The organism is Streptomyces sp. PKA51 (assembly GCF_057552455.1).
Genome location: NZ_BAAJPZ010000010.1, coordinates 197,182 through 213,971 on the forward strand (window position 1 = coordinate 197,182; position 16,790 = coordinate 213,971).

The window sequence follows — 16,790 nt, forward strand, 5'->3', positions numbered from 1 at the left end:
GACGACCCGGCCCACGCTACGGATCAAGTCGGAGTGCTCCACGAGCTCATGGAAAACTTCGATCCGCCGCCGCTGCGCCATCGAAGAATTCGCATCGACCTGTACAGGAACGCAAAACGCGCGTGCCCCGCCGGGGAAGGCGGGGCACGCGCCGGAAGGCGTCCGGTGGGTCTTCGGGGGGGATTACCCGGCCGGATGCAGACGAACGGGCAGGGCGCTGTAGCCGTGCAGGAAGTTGGAGTGGATGGGCCGGGCCGTCCCGCTCGGCTCGGCGTCGGCGACGTGCGTGCGCAGCGCCGTCAGCAGCGCGTGGATCTCGGCCCGGCCCAGGTAGGCGCCGAGGCAGAAGTGCGGCCCGTAGCCGAAGGAGACGTGCTTGTTGGGCGTGCGGCCGAGGTCGAAGACGCCGGGGTCGGCGAAGACCTCCTCGTCGAAGTTGGCCGAGCTGTTCCAGAGGGTGACCACGTCACCGGCCCGGATCGTCCGGCCGCCGATCTCCACGTCGGCGACCGCGCGCCGGCCGAAGTGCATGGCCGGCGTCACCCAGCGCAGCACCTCCTCGACGGCGGTGTCCACCTCCACCTCCCCGTTGCGCAGCCGGCGCCACTGCTCGGGGTGCTGCATCAGCTCGTGCAGTGCGCAGATCATCGACAGCCGGCTGGTCTCGTCGCCGCCGATGATGACGCTGTAGCAGTTGAAGACGATCTCCTGCTCGGTCAGCGGCTCCCCGTCGATGCGCGCGGTGGCCAGCACGCTGACCACGTCCTCGCGGGGGTCCTCCCGGCGCTCGTCGGCCAGTTCGGAGAAGTACAGCAGCAGCTCGTTGCGGGCGACCACGGCCTCCTCCGCCGACTGGCCGGCCTCCTCGGAGCTGAGGGCCTGCTTGGTCAGGGACAGCAGGTAGCCGCGGTCCGCGGCGGGCACGCCCAGCAGGTCGGCGATGGTGGCCATCGGGATGTGCTCGGCGACGTCGCGCGCGAAGTCGCACTCGCCCCGGGCCACGGCCTCGCGCACCAGCCGGTCGGCCCGGGCCCGGACCCCGTCGACCACCGGCTGCAGCACCCGCGGCGCGAACGCCTTGAGCAGCAGGTTGCGCAGTTCCCGGTGGCGCCGGCCGTCGGTGACGGCCAGCATCTGCCCGGCGGCGGAGTCGCCGCCCTCCAGGAGGGTGGCGAGGACGTTGCCGCGCTCGGAGGTGAAGTTCTTGTTGTCCCGGTAGACGGCCATCACGTCGTGGTACCGGGAGAGCACCCAGAACCCGGGCACCTGCCGGCCCTGAACCGGATGCCAGTGCACCGGGCTGTCCGTACGGAACCGCTGCCACAGGGCACGCAGTTCCTCCCGGGGCCGCAGGAAGGTCTGCGGATCGGTCAGGTCCGTGCCGGTCGGGACGGGCCCCGCCGGCGCGGTCGTGGCGGTGAGGGTCATCTCACGCCTCGCGCCGGGTCATCGCGACGAGCACCTTGCGCTCACCGGTGAAGGGCCGGCGGCCGTGCGAGGTGAGGATGTTGTCGATCATCAGCACGTCGCCGGTGCCCCACGGCTCGGCCAGGGTGGTCTCCGCGTAGACGCCCTGGATGGTGGCCAGTTCGTCCGGGGTGATCGGCGTGCCGTCGCCCAGGTAGGCGTTGCGGGGCAGCCCGTCCTCGCCGCAGATCTCCAGCAGGCCCTCGCGCACGGCCTCCGGCAGGGCGCCGACGTGGAAGAGGTGGGCCTGGTTGAACCAGACCTTCTGGCCGGTGACGGGGTGCCTGGTCACGGCGGGCCGGCGCTGCCGGGTGCGCAGCACGTCGCCGTCCCACGCGGTCTCGATGCCGTGGTCGGCGCAGTAGCTCTCCACGTAGCCCTTGTCGTCGCTCTGGAAGCCCTCCTGCCACGACAGCCCCATGCCGGTGCGGTAGGTGCGGGTGTAGAGGATGCCCTTCTCCTCGAAGCGGCGCACCAGGTCCACGGGGAGCCGTTCGAGCACGGCGGCGCTGTCGGCCACCGGGGTCTCGCCGCCGGTGGCGGCCGCGAGCGCGCAGAAGAAGAAGACGTTGTGCGGCCAGTTCTCGGAATAGGCGCTCTCGTTGTGCTGCGGAATGCTCTGGTCGGCGGGGTACTCGGTGGAGGTGTACACCTTGCCGGTCACCCGGCTGCGCGGGGTGGAGCGCTCGTTGTACTCCAGGGTCGTGCCGCCGATCTCCTCGGCGATCTGCGCGAGTTCGGCCTGCTCGGCCAGCCCGCTGCCCTTCACCATCACCGCGGCGTGCTCGTACATGGCCGAGCGCAGCGCGGCGGCGTTGGCCGTGAACCAGGCCCGGTGGTCGCCGTCGTGGCGCGGGCTCACGCGCACCAGGCGGGTGCCGTGGTGCTCCAGCAGTTCGACGGAGGCGTCGGTGAAGGACCGGTCGAGGTCGAGATCGGTGCGGATGGTCGTCGTCATTCCTGCTCCACGTCCAGGCTGTAGCCGTTGATGCTCGTGCGGTTGACCGGGTCGCCGGCCGCGTACTCGTAGGGGTTGAGGAAGGGACCGGCCGCGATCGGGGCGGAGAACCGGCCGAAGGAGGGGTTGAGCACCCGGGTGTCGAGCACGACGTTGTACAGCGCGCCCTGGTGCTCGGTGCCGACCTGGTACCGGCCGAGCCATCCGTAGTCGAAGTCGCCGGGCAGGTTGTCCGGCAGGTGCTGCGGGTCGGTGCTGCCGTCCGGGCGCAGCGGCTCGCCGTACAGGCCGTACCGGTAGGTGTCGCCCGTGCGGCGGCCGTCGTCCCCGGCCGTCAGGAAGACGTCACCGTGGACGGTCGGGTAGCTCCAGGTGGTCCGGCCGGCGCCGCGGGCCGCGGCCGGCTTCGCCGAGAGCAGGACCCCGCCGGGGAGCTCCACCACGCGGGTCAGCAGCCGCTTGTCCGCGCCGAGCACCAGGTCCGGGGCGGTCCTGGCCATGTCGGTGTGGCCGTAGAGCTGCCGGTCGGTGCCCCGGGGGGTGGTGGCCGTGCGGCCCATGACGTGGTCGGCGATGTCCTTGGTGTAGACGACGTCCGCCGCGCCGGGGCCGGTCGCGCTCGCGCCGAGGTAGCGCTCGGCGGCGTCCTGCCGCTGGGTCTGCCGGGTGCCGCCGGCCGTGTAGCCGGTGAGGTGGCCGTTGAGGGCGTACGCCGTGCCGGTGACGGGGTTCTCGCCGGTGGTCGCGAGCAGCCGGTCGGCGTCGTCGTAGCAGTAGCCGGTGACCGCGGTGCCCTTGGCGGTGCGCTCCGTGGTACGCACCACGTTGCCGTTGGTCCCCGCGTTGGCCCGGGTGCCCTTGGGGCACTCGGCGGGTGCGGGAGAGGTGAAGTCGCGGTCGTACTCGTGGCCGGAGATACGAGCGTGGACGAGGCGGCCCGCGGCGTCGTACCGGAATGCGGAGGGCTCCGCCCCGGGCACCGACTCCGCCACCACCGTCCCCGACTGCGAGCGGGTCACCCGCGCGGGCAGCGCGGTGCCGTCGGCGAGCGTCCAGTTCTTGCCGGTGATCCGGCCGGCCTCGTCGCGCTCCACGCCCAGCGCGGAGCCGTTGCCGTAGCGCACCCGGTGCACCTGGCCCGCCGCGTCGTACTCGGCGGTGGCCAGCGTCCTGCCGTCCAGCGTCACCGCGAGCGTGCGGCCCGCCGCGTCCCGGCGGACCTCCTGCACCTGCGCCGCGTCACCGGCGCCGGGCGGGGTCACCCGCTGGCGGACCATGCGGCCGGCCCGGTCGTACGTCGTCTCCGTGCGGGTGCCCACGCCGTCGGTGTAGCGCACGGCACGGCCCAGCAGGTCGACGGTGTTGGTCATGGAGTGGTCGTGCTGCACGGCCTTCACGGTCAGCGGGTCGCCGCCGAAGGCGCTGTCGTAGTTCACGGTCCACGCGGGCAGGCTGGGGTTGCCCGGCATGGACATCCGGCTGATGCGGCCGCGCGCGTCGTACTGCACGCACGTCCAGTCCGGGCCGGCGAAGTTCACGGCGACGGGCAGGCCGCGCGGTCCGTAGACGAACTTCTCCACGCGCGCCGAGCCGGTGGCGGACGCCGGCAGCGAGATCGACTTCAGCATGCCGCGCTGCGGGGCCGGGTCGTCCTGCTGCGTGCAGGGGTTGTCGGCGCTCTCCCCCGCCCCGTAGTAGGCGAAGGACTTGCGGGTGCCGTCCGGCGCGATCTCGGCGACCGGGCGGCCGGTGGCCTCCGACTCGTACCGGGTCTCGAGGGCCAGCCCCTGCGGGTCGGTGACCAGGGCGGCCGGCATCCCGGTCTCGCCCAGGCGGGTCTGCGTCACCAGGCGCGGCACCCCGTCGGAGTCGGCGCGCTCGGTGGTCATCCCGGCCGGGCCCAGCGCCGTCGTCTGCGCCGGCACTTTCGCGCAGCCCTCCGGGGCCGGGCTCAGCGGGCGCAGGTCCTCGCCGAAGCACGCGCGCGGACCCGGCCCGTACGCACCGGCGGGCATGCCGGCCTCGTCGTAGACCGTGGTGGTCAGCCGGCCGGCGGCGTCCTCCCGCCAGGACGGCTGGTCGGCGGCCGTCCAGGCGAACCGGGTCGTGCGCCCGGTCGCGTCCGTGTCGGCGGCGATCCGGCCCGCGGCGTCCTGGGTCACCTTGCGGCTCCAGCCCTGCGGGCCGGTCGCACCGGCGACGGCGACCTCCGTCGTCGCGCCGGCGTAGTGGTAGGCGTGCCGCGGCCGCCGGTCGGCGCGACCGGGCACGCCCTCGGGGTCGGGCCCGGTCAGCGAGGTCGCGGCGGCGGAGCCGGCGGCGTACTCGATGCGGTACGCCGCGGCGTCGGTGTCGCGCCGCCCGCGGTCCACGGCGATCCAGTCCATGACCAGCGAAGGCCGCACGGAGGTCAGCCGGTGGTCGGCGGAGAACCCGAGGTCGGTGGTCTCGTCACCGGGATTGACGATACGGACGAGCTTGCCGTCCCGGTAGAACAGCTGCGTGTCCCCGGCACCGGGCACGGAGACGGCACAGACGTACCCGCCGGGCGCACCGTTTCCGGCTGCGCACTCGCGCTCGCCGGCGAAGTGGAAGACGACGCCGCCGGAGTCGGCGGCGGCGAAGCCGCGCGGTGAGGCGCCGGGGGTACGGCCCGCGGCCGGGGCAGCCGCGCCGGCCGAGGCGCCGGCGGTGCCGGCCCCCGCCGTCGGGGCGGCGAAGCCGCCCGCCGGGCCGCCGGCACCGATCGCCGCGGCTGGCGACGCGCCTGCGCCGGCCGCCAAGCCGCCCAGCAGCGCGGCAGCGCCGAACGCCGGTGCAGAAAAGCCCGGTTGGCCGGCACGCGCACCGCCGACTGCCGGCCCCCCGGCACCGATCACCGCGGCGGCCGGCGCCGCGCCCGCACCGGCGGCGACTCCGCCCGGCTGGCCCGCCGCCGCACCCCCGCTGCCGGCCGCCAGACCACCCGGCGGCGGGGTGACCGTCCAGCCCGGGGGCAGGATCGCCGCCGACGGCTGGAGCCAGGACGCCGGGACCGGGGCGCTGCGGCCCGCGGCCGTGGCCCACAGGGCGGCGTGGCCGCCGCCCGTGCGGTGGCGGTACTCGACCACCAGGTCGTACGCGTGGCCGGCCTTGAGCGCGACGGTGCGCCCGTAGGCGACCTTGTCGCCGCCCGCCGTGCCGGCCCAGTCGTCCAGGACCGCCTTGCCGTCGATCAGGATGCGCACGCCGCCGTCGTAGGCGCCGCCGAGCCGGAAGCGGCCGTCGGCGGGCACGCGCAGGGTGCCGGTCCAGCGGGCGCGGAACGCGGCGCCGGGCTCGGCGCCGGCGTACGGCGCCCGGTCGGCCTCCCAGCGGAAGTCGGCCCGGGCGTCGGTGCGCACGGCGGCCGGCTTCTCGTGGGCGCCGATGCCGCCGTCGGCGTCCCCGGCGTAGTAGGTGCCGGTCAGTCCGGCGGAGGCGGCGGCCGCCTGCGAGTTGTACGTGAAGGTGGCGCCCAGCGGGCCGCTGCCCGTGGCCACTTGCGGGGTGGCGACGGACACCGAGACGTTGCCGCCCGCGAGTCCCACGGTGACGGGGCCGAGGGTGTCGGTGGCCACCGGGCCGCCGGGAGCGGCGGCGCCGAGCCGCTCGTTGACGGTGAAGGCGCGGGCGGGGGCGTCGCCGCCCGCGCGCCCGGAGCGGTCCTTGGCGCGTACGGTCCAGCGGTAGGCGGCGCCGTCCTTGAGCAGGCCCGCCGGTATCCGCCAGCGCGGGGCCGGCAGCCAGCCGGAGGAGGTGACCTGTCCGCTGCGGGGCGTCTCGCCGTTGCCGAGGACGAATTCGTAGGCCACGGCGCCCGGTTGCGGGGCGGCGGCCAGTTCGGGGCGGGCGCCGGCCAGGGTGGCCCCGTCCGCGGGCCCGGCGGGGGCCGGGGCGGCCGGGCCGCCGCCGGTGGCGGCGGGCGCACTGTCGAAGGTGCCCTCCGGCCAGGCGGGGACGGTGGGTCCGCCGGGGGCGGTGCGGGGCAGGGCCACCTTCGAGGGGGCACCGGCCGGTGCCCTGGCTGCTCCGGGGGCCTGCGCCCCGAGCAGTGTGCCGGACAGCGCCGCGGTCACCGCGGTCGCCATCAGCGCTCTACGTCTTGCGGCGTGAGCCACGAGCACTCACCACTTTCACTCACCTGGTTCCGGAGGGGAGTTGTATCCGTCCTGATGCTGTCAGTGGCCGAATGGGGTGGCGTAGCCCGTTGAGAATCTTTGAATACGGTCCGGTGGTTGGCCGCTGCTTTCTGCGGATACGGTGCTCACCGTGACCATTCGCATACTTCTCGCCGATGACCAGGAAGCCGTTCGTGTCGGGTTCCGGCTGATTCTGGATTCGCAGCCCGACATGGAGGTGGTGGGCGAGGCGGCGGACGGCCTGCAGGCCGTCGAACTCGCCGCCCGGCTGCGCCCGGACGTGGTGCTCGCCGACATCCGCATGCCGCGTCTGGACGGCCTGGAGCTCACCCGCCGGCTGGCGGGCCCCGGTGTCGCCGATCCGCTGCGGGTGGTGGTGGTGACCACCTTCGACCTGGACGAATACGTCCACACGGCGCTGCACAACGGCGCCTGCGGGTTCCTGTTGAAGCGCTCGGGTCCGGCGCTGCTGGTGGAGGCGGTGCGGGCGGCGGTGGCGGGTGACACGATGATCAGCCCGTCGATCACGGTGCGGCTGCTGAAGCACTTGCAGAGCCCGTCGCGCAAGGAGGTGGCGCAGCCGCTGGAAGCGCTGACGGAGCGGGAGAGGGAAATCGCCCGGCTGGTGGCGAAGGGGCTGACGAACGCGGAGATCGGCAGCGAGTTGTTCATTTCGGCCGGTACCGCGAAGACCCATGTCGCGAACGTCCAGCGCAAGCTCGACGTGCGCAACCGGGTCGGTATCGCGGCCTGGGTGTGGGACAGCGGCCTGGCGGGCTGATGCCGGCCAGGCCGCGCCGTCTCACGCCGCGCATACTCCCTTCATGCTGTCGATCAGGGCCAGTACGGCCCTGGCGGACGGCAGGATCATGCGCCCTTCACGGGTGAGCCGGGCTCCCGTCGAATCGCGGACGAAGAGTTTGGTGCCCAGCATCTGCTCCAGGCACTTGATCTGGTAACTGATGGCGGGCTGCGAATATCCCAGAACCTTTGCGGCCTGGTCCATCCTGCCGATCTCCGCCACGGACACGAAAGCCCGGAACTCCCGCTCGTGCATCTGGCCCCCTGTCTTGAGCGGGCCCCGACCGGTTTCGCGGTGTTGCCGGTGGCCGGATGCGGGGCCTTGAATTCGCCTCCATGTCACATCGGTTGGGCGCGGGGAGCAATGGATGATGCAGGAAGCTGCCGTCGGTCGCATGAGGGTGCCGGGTATGCCGAAGCGCCCCCGCAACCTTCGTTGCCGGGGCGCTTTTCGTGGGGTGCGGCGCGTGGTGTCAGCCGTGGCTGATGGCGGTCAGGACGTCGAGGCGGGCCCCGCGGCGGGCGGGGGCGATGGAGGCGATGACGCCGACGACCGCGGCCCCGACGAGGTAGGCGATCATCTGGCCCCAGGGCAGGGCCAGCTCGGTGACGCCCTGGTCCTTCATCGCGTGGGCGACGGCGAGGCCGAGGACCGCACCGACCGCGAGGCCGAGGACGGCTCCGAAGAGGGAGATCACGACCGATTCCGTCATGATCATGCGGACGGTCTGGCCGCGGCTGAGGCCGATGGCCCGCAGCATGCCCATCTCCTTGGTGCGTTCGAGGATGGACAGGGCCAGGGTGTTGACGATGCCGAGGACCGCGATGAGCATCGCGACGCCCAGCAGCGCCTGGACGATGGTGAGCATCATCGCGAATCCGCTGCTGAACTTCTCGATGACCTGGTCCTTGGTCTGCACGGAGACCTCGGGGCTGTCCTTGAGCAGCTGCTCGATCTTCGGCTGGACGTCGGAGACGTCGGCGTTGCCGGCCAGCTCGAAGAACGCCTGGGAGGGCAGCTTGGCCTTGAAGCCGGCCTGCGCGTCGGCGAAGGGGACGACCACGCTGTTGGCGAGACCGGAGTCGTGGAAGGTGCCGGCGAGACGGTAGTGGTGCGCCTCTCCGCGCTGCAGCTGCACGGTGATGCGGTCACCGACCTTGAGGCCCTGGTCCTCGGCGGACTTGGCGTTCATCACGACCGTGCCCGCGGCCAGGGCGTCGATGCTGCCGTCCTGGGTGCGCAGGCCGAGGACCTCGCGGGCCTTGGCCCAGTCCTGCCAGCCGGCGACCGTGGCGGTGTCCTTGCCCACGGTGGCGGTGTCGAACATGGCCGCCGCCACGCTCTTGACTCCCGGCACCTGGGCGACGCGGGTGAGCGCGCCCGGGTCGATGGCCGCCGAGCCGGCGGAGCCGCCGTCCCCCATGGCCACGAGGTCGGCCTTGAGGTCCTGGGAGATGTCCTTGGAGATGCTGCTCTCGGAGGAGGCCGCGACCGTGCTGATGGCCGTGACCAGCGCCACGCCGATCATCATCGCCGAGGCGGTCACCGCGGTGCGGCGCGGGTTGCGGGCGGAGTTGCTGCGCCCGAGCTCGCCGGGCACCGACCGGGCGAACAGCGATCCGAGCGCCCACACGGTGGGCCGGCTGATCAGCGGGGTGAGCAGGGCGATGCCCACGAAGGCCAGCAGCACCCCGGTGAGGATGGTGCCGATGTCGCTGGAGCCGAAGAGGCCGAGGGCGAGCAGGACCACGCCGAGGCCGAGCAGGATCGCGCCGGTCCAGGTCTGCTTGCGGTGCTTTCCGTCCGGCAGGGCCGCGGCGCGGATCACCGCGATGGGCGGGACCTTGGAGGCGCGCAGCGCCGGGAAGAGGGCGGAGAGCACGGTGACGACGATGCCGACCGCGAAGGCGGTGATCACGGCGCCGGCGGGCACCCCGAGGGAGGCGACCTTCAGTCCGTCGGTCGTGCCGGCCAGCATGTTCGCGCCGGCCGCGCCGATGCCGATGCCGGCGGCGAGGCCCACGGCGGAGGCGACCAGGCCCACGACGAAGGATTCGAGCAGCACCGAGCCGATCATCTGCTTGCGGCTGGCACCGATGGCCCGCAGCAGGGCCAGCTCGCGCATGCGCTGGGCGATGATGATGGAGAAGGTGTTGACGATGAGGAAGATGCCCACCAGAACCGCCACGCCGGCGAATCCGAGCAGCAGCATGTTCATCATGTCCAGGATGCCGCGGGACTTCTGCGCGTCCTTCTTGGCGAGTTCCTCGCCGGTGAGGACGTCGTAGTCGTCGCCGAGCTGCTTGGCCACGGCCTCCTTGACACCGTCGGCGGAGGTGCCGCGGGCGGTGGCGACGGCGATGCCGGAGAAGCCGCCGGGCTTGCCGAGCACCAGGCGCTGGGCGACCGGCTCGGTGAAGGCCACCGTCTGCTCGCCGCCGATGGAGTCGCGGTCCCCGGAGTATCCGAAGACGCCGGCGACGGTGAAGGTCTGCCGCGGCTCGGCGGTCAGCACGGCGATGCGGTCGCCGGCCCGGTAGCCGGCCTTCTTCGCCAGGGCCGCGTTGACGGCGACCTCGTCCTCGGTGCGCGGGGCGTGGCCCTCGCGCAGCTTCAGCAGGGAGCTCTCGCCGCGCCAGGCCTCGCCGTAGCGGGGGCCGCCGGTGGAGGGCACCAGCTTGCCGTCCTTGCCCAGGGCCCGGGTGCCCTCGGCCTTGATCAGGCCGTACGCCTTGGCGACGCCGCCGACGGCCGCCACGCGGGCGACGGCGGCCGCATCGGCCGGCGGGACGACCGCGGCGTCGTCCGCGGCCCCGGCCTCGATCTTGGGCTTGTGCGCGACGTGCAGGTCCATGTCGTCGTACGCGCCGGCGAACTGGGCGTCGATGGAGCGGCCGAGGGTGTCCTTGATGACCATGGCGCCGGAGACGAACATCACCGCCAGCACCACGGCCAGGCCCGACAGCAGCAGCCGCAGCTTGCGGGAGAGCAGGCTCTTGAGGGTTGCGCTCAGCACGCCGGTCACCGGCCCTTGACGTCGAGGGTGCGCATCATGTCCAGGACGGCGTCGGCCGTGGGCTCCCTGAGCTCGTCGACGATCCGGCCGTCGGCCAGGAAGATGACGCGGTCGGCGTAGGAGGCGGCGACGGGGTCGTGGGTGACCATGACGATGGTCTGCCCCAGCGTGCGCACCGAGTGCTGCAGGAACTTCAGCACCTCGGCACCGGAGGTGGAGTCCAGGTTGCCGGTCGGCTCGTCGGCGAAGATGACCTCCGGCTGGCCGACCAGGGCGCGGGCGCAGGCGACGCGCTGCTGCTGGCCGCCGGAGAGTTCGGTGGGCCGGTGGCCCAGGCGCCGGCCGAGGCCGACGGTCTCCACGACCCGGTCGAACCAGTCGGGGGAGGGCTTGCGGCCGGCGATCTTCAGCGGCAGCAGGATGTTCTCCTCCGCCGTCAGTGTGGGCAGCAGGTTGAACTGCTGGAAGATGAAACCGATACGGCCGCGGCGCAGCTTGGTGAGCTCCTTGTCGGACATGCCGCTGAGCTCGGCGTCGCCGATGTAGACCGCGCCCTCGGTGATGGTGTCGAGGCCGGCCAGGCTGTGCATCAGCGTCGACTTGCCGGACCCGGACGGGCCCATGACCGCGGTGAATTCACCGGCGGTGATGTCGACGCTCACCCCTCTCAGGGCGGCCACCTGTGCCTCTCCCTCTCCGTACAGCTTCGTTACGCCGACTGCTCGGGCGGCGATCGCGCGCTTGGTGGAAACAGTCGCGGTCACACGACTCACACTCCCCACGGTGTTCGACCTCGGACGGTGAAATGGAGACTAGAAGCGGGCCGATGGAGCCACATCTGCCAAACGGCAGAGATTGTTCCGGTGGTTGGCGGGGCGCCCCCAGCGCGCATAGAACTTTTCGATGCGCGCCTGCGCCGAATGGCAGAGCGCGCCTAGCGTTCCGGCCGATGGGACACGTCCCGCGGCGACGCTCGGAAGGACGCGCATGACAGGCACCCGGAACCTCTCCAAATACTGGATGCTGACGAACGAGTTCACCCAGAATCCGTATCCGGTCCTGGAATACGTGCGCCGCGAGAGCCCCGTGCGCGAGCTGTCCCTGCCGGACGGCAGCCGGGCCTTCGTGGTCACGCGGTACGAGGACGCCAAGGCCGCCCTCGCCGACCCCCGGCTCAGCCGTGACATCCATGTGCACTACCGGCTGATGTCGCAGCGCACGGGGCGGACGATGACGCCGCCGCCGGAGGAGGCCAACCACCTGGCCAACCTGGAGCCGCCGCGCCACACCCCGCTGCGCCGGGCGATCAGCTTCGCCTTCACCCCGCGCCGGGCGGAGGCGCTGCGCCCGCGCGTCGAGTCCATTGCCGACGACCTGCTGGAGAAGCTGGCCGGCCGGCCCCGGGCGGACCTGATCGGCGGGTACGCCGATCCGCTGCCGGTGATCACCATCGCCGAGCTGATGGGCGTGCCGGCGGACGCCTGGCCGGACTTCCTGCGCTGGTCGGCGGCGCTGCGCACCTACTCCCCCACGGACGGCTCGGGCGCGCTGGACCGCAACATCCAGGAGCTGTCGCGGTACATGTCCGAGCTGATCGCCCGCAAGGAGCGCGAGCCGGGCGAGGACCTGCTCTCGGCGCTCGTCCACGCGGACGAGGAGCGGCGGCTGACCCCCACCGAGATCCTCTCCACCGGCTTCGCGCTGATGACGGGCGGCAACGACACCACCGCCAGCCTGGTGGGCGGGGTGCTGGCCGCGCTGCTGACCCATCCGGCGGAGCGGACGCGGCTGCTGGCCGAGCCCGGCCGCTGGGGCGCCTCGATGGACGAGCTGATCCGGTACGTGAGCCCGATCGGCAACGCCCTGCAGCGGGTGACCACCGAGCCGGTGGAGCTGGGCGGGGTGACGATCCCGGCCGGCGAGGTCGTGGTGATCTGCGTGATGTCGACCAACCGTGACACCGCGCAGTTCCCCGACCACCCGGACCGCCTCGACCTGGACCGGCCCAAGCCGGCCCACCTGAGCTTCGGCTTCGGCATCCACTACTGCTCCGGCGCGCACCTGGCCAAGGTGATCACCGAGATCGCCGCCCGGCGGCTCTTCGAGCGCTTCCCGGGCGTGCGGCTGGCCGTGGACCCGGCCGAGCTGCGCTACCAGCAGAACGTGGTCGTACGCCCGCTGGTGGAGCTGCCGGTGGCGTGGTGAGGACCGCGGGGCGAGAGGCGGCGGCACCGGTCACACCGGCCGCCGCATCGCCGTGTACAGGGCCCTGAGCATCAGGATCGCGCTGACCGCGAGCATGTGGTAGCCGAGGACGGGGAAGAGCTCCAGCTCCTTGGTCAGGTGCGGGCCGCGGCCGGTGCCGAAGACGGTCAGGACGACCCCCATCAGCCCGGTGCAGGCGGCGACCAGGGTGATGGTCACCTGGTGGATCAGGCCGGAGACGAAGCGCCGTTCCCGCTCGTCGGCGAGCACCCGCACGCGTACGCCCAGCCGGCCCTCCTCCAGGGAGGCGCTGATCCGCTCCGCCCGCCGGGGCAGCCGGCGCAGCATGGGCAGGACGGAGAGGAACTCCTGCGCGGCGCCCTGGGCGAGCGAGGAGAAGGCCGGCGGGACGAACCCGGCCGCCCGCTCGGCGCCCGGCCCGCCCGCGGTGCCGCGCCGGCCGCCGAGCCCGAGGCGGTCGGTGAGCATCGCCATGGCGAAGGAGCGAGCCTCCTCCAGCATGTTGAAGCCGGGGGCGAGCCGGGTGAGGGTGCCCTCGACGGTGGCCAGGGCCCGGAAGACGGCCGCCACCTCGGGCGGCACCGCGAGGCCGAACCGCGCGAGCATCCGGAACAGCGCCGTGAACATCTCGGTGTCGGGCTGGGCCCCGGCGCTCAGGTGCCGGGCCATGAAGCGCCCCAGTTCCCGCTCCAGCAGCAGCGGGTCGGGCATGAGTTCGTCGTCGGTGGTGGCCCGGGTGCCCAGCAGGGTGAGCAGGGCGTCGTGCAGCCCGGCCGGGTCGCCGCGGTCGACGGCGATCAGCAGTTCCTGGATGGCCAGCCGCACGGAGGGGTCGATCCGGCCGACGGAGCCGAAGTCCAGCATGCCGATGCGCCCGCTGGTCAGGAGCAGCAGGTTGCCCGGGTGCGGATCGGCGTGGAAGGTGCCCACGCGCAGGATCTGGTGGAGCACGGCGTCGAAGGCGCTGCGGGCCAGCTTCTCGCGGTCCCAGCCCTCCCGGTCGGCCAGCGGTCCGGCCCGGTCGAGGGTGACGCCGTCCAGCCACTCCTGCACCAGGACGCGGGCCGAGGTGTACTCGTAGTAGACGCGCGGGATGCGCACCGGCGCCTCGGGGGCGTGGCCGTCGCAGGCGTCCGCCACCGCGCCGGCGTTGCGGGCCTCGACGCGGAAGTCCAGCTCCTCGCGCACCGATTCGGCGAACCCGTCGCCCAGCTCCCGCAGCCCCAGGGCCTGGGCCGCGCGGGCCCGGGCGGCCAGGCCGCGGCTGACGGTGAGCACGATGTCGAGGTCGCGCTCGACCGTCTCGCGGATGCCGGGGCGCTGCACCTTGACGGCGACGGTGGGCCCGCCGGCCAGCCGGGCGCGGTGCACCTGGGCGATGGAGGCGGCGGCCAGCGGCACGTGCTCGATCCACTCGAAGACCTCGTCGACGGGCTTGCCCAGCTCCTTGCGGAGCACGGCCTCCACCTCCGGCCAGGGCGCGGCCGGCACGTCGGACTGCAGCCGGCTGAGCTCGTCGATGAAGTGCGGCGGCAGCAGGTCGCGCCGGGTGGACAGGACCTGGCCGAGCTTGATGAGCGCGCCGCCGCACTCCTCCAGCGCCAGCCGCAGCGAGCGGGCCGAGCGCTCGCCGAACTCGCCGGGTTCCAGGGCACGCTCCCAGCCGGCGCGGCCGCGCGCCAGCCGGCCGAGCCCGTGCCGGACGAAGATCCTGCTGATCTGCGAGTAGCGGCGCACCCGGGCCAGGCGATCGCCCAGGCCGCGCACCGCCTGCAGCGGGCGGGCCCAGCTGCCGTGCGGGACGAAGACCTCGGCGAGCACGAGTGCGGCCATGGCGGCGAAGAGGGACAGGGCGAACTGCAGGAAGGTCAGGACGCCGCGGTTGTCCTCGCCGTGGATCACCTGCCCGGAGACGGTGAGCGTGGCCAGGCCCACCAGGCCGGTCGACAGGGCGCGCAGCGGCCCCACCCGGATGCCCAGCAGCCGGCGCGAGGCGGCGGAGACGCCGAGCACGATGACGCCGAGGGCGACGGCGGCCGCCAGGACGAGGAGGAAGGTCACGGATATGTCGTCCACCGCAGCGGCGGCCTGTCGGGTCATCTCGGCTCCCTCGGGATAGGTCGCCGGTCAGGCTAGGGCGAAGCCACCGCCGGAACCGAGCACCGTGGCAGCTTCATGCAGGCGCGGGAATTGCCGGGAGGGCAGGCCGTGCAGCCGCCGCAGGTAGGCGTCGGCGGACGGCAGGGTCTCCAGCAGGATGCGCTGCTGGCGCCGGACGCGGGTGAAGTGGGTCTCGGCGGCGCGGCGGGAGTCGGGGCGGTGGGCGAGCGGGGGGCAGGGGGCCGGGCGGCTGACGGCGGCGGCGGCGAGCAGGGCGTGGTAGGGGATTTCGCCGGGTGCGGGCGTCAGGCCGGCGCGGTAGGCGGCCGTGCTCTCGGCGAGGGCGGCGGACGGCGGCAGGGCGTGCTGGGCGCGCCACAGGGGCGCGTCGGTGCGGGGGCCGGCGGCGTAGTGGAGGCGGGCGAGGTCGCGGGCGCGGGCGAAGCGTTCGGCGAGGGCCTGCTCGAAGCGGGCCGCCGGGGCCTCGCGGCCGGCCATGGCCGGGAAGTCGCGCACCAGGAGGTCCACGGCGCCCAGGACGTCGGCCGGACCGGCGCCGGGCAGCGGTTCCAGGGCGAAGGAGGCGGCGCCCAGCGCCACGCAGTTCTTCGCCCAGGAGCGGCGGCTGCGGCCGGTGGCCAGGCGCATCCGGTGCACGGTGGCGCGGGCCGGGTCCGCGCCCCACAGCGCGCACAGGCGCCGGGCGGCCCGGTCGGGCCCGGTGAGGTGCCCGGCGTGGACGAGGCCGGTGACGACGCGGCCGGCCAGTGGCGTGCGCCAGGCCCAGCCCTCGGGGACGGCGACGAGGGTGGTGTACGGCTCGATGCCCTGCGCGGGGTCGTGGGGGGTGGTGACGACGACGGCGCTGTCGCACAGCAGTTCCTCGTGCGCGGGGACGAAGGGTTCGTCGAGGACCCCGGATATCAGCAGGCGCCGTTCCCCGGTGCAGTCGAGGAAGAAATCGCCGTCGATGCGCAGGCCGTCCGCCGTGTGCAGTGCGGTCAGCATTCCCTGTGCGTCGCGTTCGGCGGAGTGCGGCACGCCGATGACCCGGCGTACGCCGAGGGTGCGGGTCGCCAGTTTCCGCAGGAATGCGGTGAACAAATGGGCGTCGGCGTGCCAGCCGTAGGGAAGTGCGGCGCGTCCGTCCAGCCAGCGCGGTGATTTCCGCGCGTCCATGAGCGGGGGCTCGCGGAAACAGGCGTAGTCGAACGGTTCGAGCGTCTCGCCGTGATGGCGGCGCGTACGCCAGTGGTCGATCAGCGGAACGTCCTCGCACAGGGGCAGCTGCGCGTACGGGCGGTAGAAATGGTCGGCCCGGCCGTCGGAAAGCGTGTGTGGCACGGCGCTCGCCGCGTGCGGGGTGCGCCAATTGACGTACCGCGAGGCCACGTCGAAGGAGGCGTCGCACGCGCGCATCCACTCGCTCTCCAGAACCCCGGCGCCGTCGAAGAGCGCCTGCTGGACTCCGGGGGCGAGCCGGGCCGCCTCGATTGCCTCGATTCCCGCAGGTCCGGGGCCCGGCGTCGGGTCGAGGACGGTGACGCGGACGGTGCCGCCCAGTGCGCCGGCCAGGCGGACGGCCGCGGTCCACGCGTCGCGCCCGCCGCCGGCCACGACGACGTTTTCGATGAGATCGCCCATGCGGGCAGGCTTTTCCAGGGGCCTGTACGAAAGCTGTATTCCTCCTCCATCCGGCTATGGAAAGCGCTACGGAAGGACGCCCGATCCCGTACAGGAGCGGGGCCGAATCTGTGGATGCGGGACCTGAGAGGGGCCCGGCCCCATACGGAGGAGGAGCAATGAACAACTCACAGAACGCCCCTGCCCAGGTTCAGCACCCGCTCGAGTTCCTCAAGGAGATCGAGCAGCAGGCGTCCCTGACCCAGGAGTCCCTGCTGCGTGACAATGCGGCGCCGTGGGCCGAACTGCTGGCCCAGTACGTCGACGCGCTCACCGAGCTCGCGGCGCAGGGGAAGTTCGACAATCCCCGCGAGTACTACGGGCTCGACGACTCCCACGCGGGTGGCTGCGGCTGAGCCGGGACCGCGGAAATGCCTT

11 protein-coding genes are annotated in these 16,790 nt (G+C 73.2%); 3 read left to right on the plus strand and 8 right to left on the minus strand.

Going from position 1 to position 16,790, the window contains the following annotated elements:
- Nucleotides 1–183: 183 nt before the first annotated feature.
- From AC27L3_RS17560 to AC27L3_RS17570, 3 genes are read right to left on the minus strand one after another with little or no spacing between them, the layout of a single operon-like run.
- A complete protein-coding gene (locus tag AC27L3_RS17560; RefSeq protein WP_487234960.1) occupies nucleotides 184–1,428 on the minus strand; it encodes a cytochrome P450 in 1,245 nt (414 codons plus the stop codon).
- A gap of 1 nt (nucleotide 1,429) precedes the next feature.
- On the minus strand, nucleotides 1,430–2,425 hold the full coding sequence (locus AC27L3_RS17565) for a TauD/TfdA family dioxygenase (RefSeq protein ID WP_487234961.1): 996 nt from the start codon (nucleotides 2,423–2,425) through the stop codon (nucleotides 1,430–1,432).
- Entirely contained in the window at nucleotides 2,422–6,534 is a 4,113-nt protein-coding gene (locus AC27L3_RS17570; protein WP_487234962.1) for a PA14 domain-containing protein, read from the minus strand. Before AC27L3_RS17570 ends, AC27L3_RS17565 begins: the two co-directional genes overlap by 4 nt.
- A 181-nt stretch (nucleotides 6,535–6,715) precedes the next feature.
- Here AC27L3_RS17570 and AC27L3_RS17575 point away from each other — a divergent pair, with 181 nt between their 5' ends.
- The gene (locus tag AC27L3_RS17575; protein WP_487234963.1) at nucleotides 6,716–7,366 is read left to right on the plus strand and encodes a response regulator; all 651 of its coding nucleotides are present in this window, start codon (nucleotides 6,716–6,718) and stop codon (nucleotides 7,364–7,366) included.
- Between the two features lie 21 nt (nucleotides 7,367–7,387).
- Here the strand turns inward: AC27L3_RS17575 and AC27L3_RS17580 are convergent, their stop codons facing one another.
- From AC27L3_RS17580 to AC27L3_RS17590, 3 genes are all read right to left on the minus strand, one after another.
- Nucleotides 7,388–7,642, minus strand: a complete 255-nt coding sequence (locus tag AC27L3_RS17580) for a LysR family transcriptional regulator (RefSeq protein ID WP_344433786.1) — start codon at nucleotides 7,640–7,642, stop codon at nucleotides 7,388–7,390.
- A 217-nt stretch (nucleotides 7,643–7,859) separates the two neighbouring features.
- Nucleotides 7,860–10,403: an ABC transporter permease gene (locus AC27L3_RS17585; protein WP_487234964.1), complete on the minus strand. Its 2,544-nt coding sequence runs from the start codon at nucleotides 10,401–10,403 to the stop codon at nucleotides 7,860–7,862.
- A gap of 5 nt (nucleotides 10,404–10,408) precedes the next feature.
- Complete coding sequence (locus AC27L3_RS17590) at nucleotides 10,409–11,167, minus strand: ABC transporter ATP-binding protein (protein ID WP_487234965.1); 759 nt, start codon at nucleotides 11,165–11,167, stop codon at nucleotides 10,409–10,411.
- 223 nt (nucleotides 11,168–11,390) lie between these two features.
- Between AC27L3_RS17590 and AC27L3_RS17595 the strand changes: the two genes are divergently transcribed.
- Nucleotides 11,391–12,608, plus strand: coding sequence for a cytochrome P450 family protein (locus AC27L3_RS17595; RefSeq protein ID WP_487234966.1), 1,218 nt, complete (start codon nucleotides 11,391–11,393; stop codon nucleotides 12,606–12,608).
- Nucleotides 12,609–12,638: 30 nt separating this feature from the next.
- Here the strand turns inward: AC27L3_RS17595 and AC27L3_RS17600 are convergent, their stop codons facing one another.
- On the minus strand, nucleotides 12,639–14,729 hold the full coding sequence (locus AC27L3_RS17600) for an ABC1 kinase family protein (protein ID WP_487234967.1): 2,091 nt from the start codon (nucleotides 14,727–14,729) through the stop codon (nucleotides 12,639–12,641).
- Nucleotides 14,730–14,756: 27 nt separating this feature from the next.
- Complete coding sequence (locus tag AC27L3_RS17605) at nucleotides 14,757–16,373, minus strand: tryptophan 7-halogenase (protein ID WP_487234968.1); 1,617 nt, start codon at nucleotides 16,371–16,373, stop codon at nucleotides 14,757–14,759.
- Nucleotides 16,374–16,531: 158 nt separating this feature from the next.
- Here AC27L3_RS17605 and AC27L3_RS17610 point away from each other — a divergent pair, with 158 nt between their 5' ends.
- Nucleotides 16,532–16,768 (plus strand): DUF6269 family protein, encoded by a 237-nt coding sequence (locus AC27L3_RS17610; RefSeq protein ID WP_365964394.1) that lies wholly within the window; start codon nucleotides 16,532–16,534, stop codon nucleotides 16,766–16,768.
- The last annotated feature ends 22 nt before the right edge of the window (nucleotides 16,769–16,790 follow it).

Coding starts and splice junctions, on each gene's coding strand:
- AC27L3_RS17560 (WP_487234960.1), bottom strand. CDS start 1,428: ATGACCCTCACCGCCACGACCGCGCCGGCGGGGCCCGTCCCGACCGGC.
- AC27L3_RS17565 (WP_487234961.1), bottom strand. CDS start 2,425: ATGACGACGACCATCCGCACCGATCTCGACCTCGACCGGTCCTTCACC.
- AC27L3_RS17570 (WP_487234962.1), bottom strand. CDS start 6,534: ATGGCGACCGCGGTGACCGCGGCGCTGTCCGGCACACTGCTCGGGGCG.
- AC27L3_RS17580 (WP_344433786.1), bottom strand. CDS start 7,642: ATGCACGAGCGGGAGTTCCGGGCTTTCGTGTCCGTGGCGGAGATCGGC.
- AC27L3_RS17595 (WP_487234966.1), top strand. CDS start 11,391: ATGACAGGCACCCGGAACCTCTCCAAATACTGGATGCTGACGAACGAG.
- AC27L3_RS17600 (WP_487234967.1), bottom strand. CDS start 14,729: ATGACCCGACAGGCCGCCGCTGCGGTGGACGACATATCCGTGACCTTC.
- AC27L3_RS17605 (WP_487234968.1), bottom strand. CDS start 16,373: ATGGGCGATCTCATCGAAAACGTCGTCGTGGCCGGCGGCGGGCGCGAC.
- AC27L3_RS17610 (WP_365964394.1), top strand. CDS start 16,532: ATGAACAACTCACAGAACGCCCCTGCCCAGGTTCAGCACCCGCTCGAG.